Raw genomic sequence first — 5,088 nt, 5'->3', positions numbered from 1 at the left:
CGTGCCGTTGATGGTCAGTCCATTGGGAATCGGGTCGGTGACCACCGCATGGGTGGCGTTCCCCGGCCCGGCGTTGTGGGCCACCAGGGTCCAGTTGAAGCTGTTGCCGGCCGTCACCGTGCTGACGTCGGCGGTCTTGGTCAGGGTCAGGCTCGGGTTGTTCGGGTTCGGCGTCACGAAGAAGGTGGCCGTGCCCGACTGCCCGGGCGGGACGTTGACCGTCTGGTGGGCGGTGGTGCCGTTCCCGGTCTGGCCGCAGGACGAGACGAACTGCGTCCCGGCCGGAGCGGTGGCGCTGACAATCCAGTTACCGGAGTCGACCGGCACCGCGTTGATCGGATCGGCCTGCGTGGGAATTGCCGTGCTGCCCGCGGGCCCGGTGGCCGAGAGGGTGCCGGTGTGGACCTCCGTCGGCGGGTTGGTGGCGCAGGTGAGGATCTGGCCGGTCAGGGTCTGGACGACCGTGTTCGGGACCACGTAGAAGACGGCCGTTCCGGTCCCGCCCGCCGGCACGTTCACGGTCTCGGTTGCCGAGGCCGGGTTGTTCCCCGTCAGGTTGGCGGCGTTGCTGCCGCACGAGACGAAGTGGAAGCCCGATGGTGCCCCGGCGGTCACCGTCCAGTCCCCGGAGTTCGTGACCTTGGAGGGCCCGAAGCTGTTGCCGCCCGACGGCCCCGTCTCGTTCGTGCCCGTCGGGGGCGTCGACCTCAGCGTCCCGGCATCGCTCGGGGGCGTGGTCGTCTGCTGACCGGCGGAGTTACACAGGAAGATGTTTCCTGCCAGGGTCTGGGGGTTGGTGAAGGTGGGCGTGAAGCAGAAGTTGCTGCCCGCCGGGTTGAAGGCGTTGGTCTGGATGGAGTTGTCGTCGTCGCCGGTGGTGCTGTAGTCCTTGGAGCTGCCGCTGGCGCTCGTCTCCTTGCCGTGCGGGTCGTACATGATCACGCAGAGCTGCGGGGGGATCGAGGCTGCGCTCGGGTAGACGGCGGTGGCCGACCAGTTCCCCTGGGCGTTGCCGTTGGCGTCCTGGGTGCAGTCCGTGGCGAAGGTGTCGAAGCCGTCGTAGCTGGTCGGGTGCCCGGCCACCGACGAGACGTCGTTGGTGTTCACGTGGAAGAACTGGCCCCCCGACGGGATCGACCCGCCCGGGGTGAGAGCCGCTCCGGCCCCGTTGGTCAGCCCGGGGATGCTGGCGGCGCTCGAGCTCGCGCTCATGCCCCACCAGTCCACCGCCCAGCCGAGACCGTAACGTCCGGCGCAGTCCTGGGGCCCCTTGGTAACGGCCGGCGGTCCCCATGACCAGGTCCCACTGAGGTGTACGGACACGGTCCCGTTGGCGTTGACCGTGGCCGTGCCCGCGGAGGTGGGCAGGGGGTTGGCGGCGTTGGCGAAGGCGACCCCCGCCGTCCCGCCGACCATCGCCACGACGGTCGATGCGACCAGTCCGGCCTTGGCCAGGGGACGCCGGCGGTGCTGCCGACGCGACTCGGCGGCCCGCACCAGGGCCGGCTCCTCGGCGAAGGCGGCGGGCTCGAGCGCAGAGGCGGCCGGCTGGTCGAGAATCTCGACGACCGGCTGCTCTTCGATCATGGAAAGCGCCGGCAGCGCCTCGACGGTCGGCTCGACCGTACGCGGTGCCTCCGGCGCTGTGGCCGCCGCAAACGCTGCCTGGGGCAGCACCGGCTCCTCAGCTGTCTCGGAGAACATCGCCCCTTGGCTCCGGATGTTGCGGCGCACGCTGTTGCGCAGGCCGTGCAGCATCCGGAGGGGCAACGTCTCGTCGACCCAACCGTTGTTGTCCACTTCTTTCAACTTTCTGCTCAAGGTTTCCGGATCACCCACCGAGAATCCGGCAGGAGGGAGTTAGCACCTTCTGACTTTGGCGTGCCTTGGCGCGTATGTCAACACCCAGAGTGGTAGTTCGATACGTAATTTGGGTGAAGTTTGGGGATCCGTTGCGCATTGACAATGCGCTCGATTGCCACCACGGTCGGTGAAACCCGCCGATATCGCCCCTCCTGCTTCGCCGAAGATCACCACTCACTGTGGTGAGAGTCCGCTGTCCGGCTCCTGAGAGGCCCCGGCCGAGTGGTCCCACCGACGCTCCCGACGGCCGGGACGATACCCGGAGCCCTCACGATCGCCTACAGCGGACGTCATCTTGCCGCAAACCGCGGCGCAGTGCCATGGGCAAAGGATGGGCGCGCGAGATTCTACGAAATGGCGCGATTGTCAGCCGAATTCAGCGGGTTACCGGTCACAGACCGCCCGCTCAGGGAGCGCTGAGGGGCTTCAGGAGCCCGGTCTACGGCCGAATCCGGTCCGGCGGGACGGTGGCGGCGGGCGATGACCGTGCCCGGGACCGCGGTCAGGCCTTCTCGGACGGGTCCAGCCCCCCTGTAGGTAGGCCACCAGCCAGTCCCGTCCCCCAGGAGGCGAGCTCCCGGCGGTTTGATGCGCCGAGGGCGCGCCTTCGTGGCCGGACGACCACCCCGGGTGAGCGCGTGGGGTGGCTCCCCGCGTTCGGCCGATCGGGGCGAACGCCAACCCCGACCATGGGCGCCTCTCCTCCCGGGCCAGCTGCAACGCGCCGAGCAGGGCCAGGCCGACGGCGATCATCCCGAGGGCGGCGGCGAGCATCTTGCCCACCGGGGCCCCGGTGAAGGCCAGAGTGGCCGGGGGGGTTTGCGGCGCTACCGGCGCCGGAGGCGCTGGGATCTGAACGCCGAGGACCGGGGGGAAGACGGTCGACTGCGCCGTGGCGCTGACCAGCACGCCGTTGACGCTCAGCGTGGTGCCGGCGGTGTCGACAGTGGGCGTCGAGGGCACCGGACCCGTGAAGTCGCAGGTCACGGAGTCACCTACCTGCCCGAACGGGGCCAGGACGGTCCCGATCAGGGACGGACAGATGTTGATCGTGGCCCCGTCGATCGTGTCGGTCAGGACCGTGAGGGTCCCGGGCGAGGCGTTGGGGTTGGTCACCGTCACCCGGTAGGGAACCGAGGTCGACCCGGGAGCGGCCGTCTCGCTGGTGCCGAAGCCCGTGCCGGCGGCGTTGTTCAGCTTGGTGATCTGAACCGTGGGCGGAGGGGTGACACTCGGGGGAACCACCGGAGGCGGGGGAGTCGGTGTCGGGGGAGGTGCGGGCGCCGCCACGTGCTCAACCCACTGCATCGAGCAGGGCGCCGGCGTCTTGTCGTCGTCGTCGGCCAGGGTGATGCTGATGGCGTAGTAGCCGGGGGCAGGCGAGGCCTGGTTGATGGCGGTGGCCAGGGCCGGGACGGTCCCGCTGACCGGAACCCCGCTCTTGGTGCCGGCCGAGGTTCCCGGTGTGACCGAGAAGTGCCCCACGAGCGGGGCGCCGACCGAGTACTGCGAGGCTCCCGGCGCGCTCGGGAACGGACCGGTGATGGACCCGACACCCTCGCTCACGGTGCCCAGTGCCTTGTTGGTCGTCGTGGACGCGCCCGGGATCAGGACCGGGACGCTGGTCGCCGGGTTCCAGATCGTGGCCACGAAGCCCGCCTCGTCGAAGTAGGTGAAGCTCAGCGCGTGCGAAGACGCCGCGTCGAGCAGCGATGCGCTCGAGTCGAGGACCCCCTGGTTGTAGGTGGGAGTGGGGCTGGCGTCGGCCAGCTCGGCCTCACCGCTCCCGCTGCTGTCGCACGTCGACCCCTGGGTGGCCGCCGCCTTGATCGCCGCGGCCGGAGCCGCCGCTGTGCCCGCTTTGCCCGACTTTCCGCCTGTAGCCGAGGTTGAGGTCGCGCTCGGGGCGGTCCTGGCGGCGGGCGTCGCCGCCGGGGAGCTCGTCGCCGCCGGAGCCGAGCCGGTCGACCCGGCCGTCGCCGACTGGTCCGAGGCGGTCGACTGGTCCGAGGCGGTCGACTGGGCGGTTGTCGACTGGGCCGAGGTTGCCGACTGGGCCGAGGTTGTGCCGGGCGAGGTCGAGTGTGGCGAAGTCGCCGGGGCCGACTGGCTCGACTTGGCGGCCTTGGCGGGCGAGGAGGCCGTCGTCGTCGTACCGGCCGCTCCCGTTCCCGCAGAGCTCTTGGCGGCATGGGTGGCCGGGGCGGCCGCGGCCATGCCGACCGAGCCCCCCAGCACGGCGGTCAGGGCCGTGGCGAATGCGCCGGCCGAAGCCACCGATCGCCTGGCCATCCGGCGGCCCGGCAGCCGGTGCACCACCGGCTCCTCCGCCGTCTGGATCTGGAGCTCCGCTGCCCTGGTCACCCGGAGGCCCGCCCGCATGCCGGCCTGCACGCGGTGGAGGACTCGGAGGGACCACGTCTGGTCGACCCGCCCGCTGCTACTCACCCCGACCAACTTTCTTCTCAAGGTTCAGTGAACACCCGCCGATAACCGCTATGGCGAGTTCTGCCTTGTGAGACTTTCGCGGCCCTTGGCCCGATTTGTCAACACACAGAGTGACAGTCCGCCGCCTGGCGCCACACATAGCCCCTGCTCAGGACCGGCAAACCTGGGCGGATCAGGAAAATCGGGCCGGTGGTGGCCCGGAGATCAACGACTTTCCGTCACTGTGTGTGACCGGCGCCGGAGCCGTTCAGGAGCTGGGAGCGGCGGGTGAGCGTCCGAGGATGTCGGCCAGCTCGGACAGACGCTGACGCGGATGGACCTGCTTGATGACCGCCCGCTCGTCGCCCCGCTCGATCTGGAGATCGGCGACGACCAGTCCGGCCAGTGCCCGGAAGTGGCCGATGCTGGGGTAGTCCCAGTCGATCAGCGGCTCGTCCCGGTGGAGGAACAGCAGCCGCTCGGTGGTGGCGACCACGAGCCCGGACCGCCCCTCGAGGAAGGCGGTGGCGCCGGTGAGTACCCGCTCCCCGTCGTGCAGCAGCGAGGGCAGGGCCTCGACCGAATGGCGGGCCCCGACCGGGTTGCCGAGGATCTCCTCCAGGGAGCGCTCGGGTTGGGGCCAGACGATCTCAGCGGTCACAACGGTCCTCCGGGCCGGGGCCGCCCGCCGCACGGCGTGACCGGTCCGCGGGGACTGCCGGGGCGGGCCACCCACGGGGGAGACCACGCCCAATACTGGCCGACCCGGGGCCGGAGGGCCAGGGTCGGGCGGCCGGT

3 protein-coding genes are annotated in these 5,088 nt (G+C 70.5%); all 3 read right to left on the bottom strand.

Translation table 11 applies throughout. The features are described from left to right. A partial coding sequence (locus tag VFW24_04405) for a hypothetical protein (GenBank protein HEX5265990.1) occupies positions 1-1,800 on the bottom strand: 1,800 nt, incomplete at its 3' end. 489 nt (positions 1,801-2,289) lie between these two features. Further along, complete coding sequence (locus VFW24_04400; GenBank protein HEX5265989.1) at positions 2,290-4,311, bottom strand: hypothetical protein; 2,022 nt, start codon at positions 4,309-4,311, stop codon at positions 2,290-2,292. A gap of 247 nt (positions 4,312-4,558) precedes the next feature. Next, entirely contained in the window at positions 4,559-4,951 is a 393-nt protein-coding gene (locus tag VFW24_04395) for a PH domain-containing protein (protein HEX5265988.1), read from the bottom strand. Between the last annotated feature and the right edge of the window lie 137 nt (positions 4,952-5,088).

This window comes from Acidimicrobiales bacterium (assembly GCA_036273495.1).
In the GTDB taxonomy this organism is placed as follows: Bacteria; Actinomycetota; Acidimicrobiia; order Acidimicrobiales; family JAJPHE01; genus DASSEU01.
The sequence above is the reverse complement of the archived record's forward strand: the minus strand, read 5'-3'. Positions and strand labels throughout refer to the sequence as shown.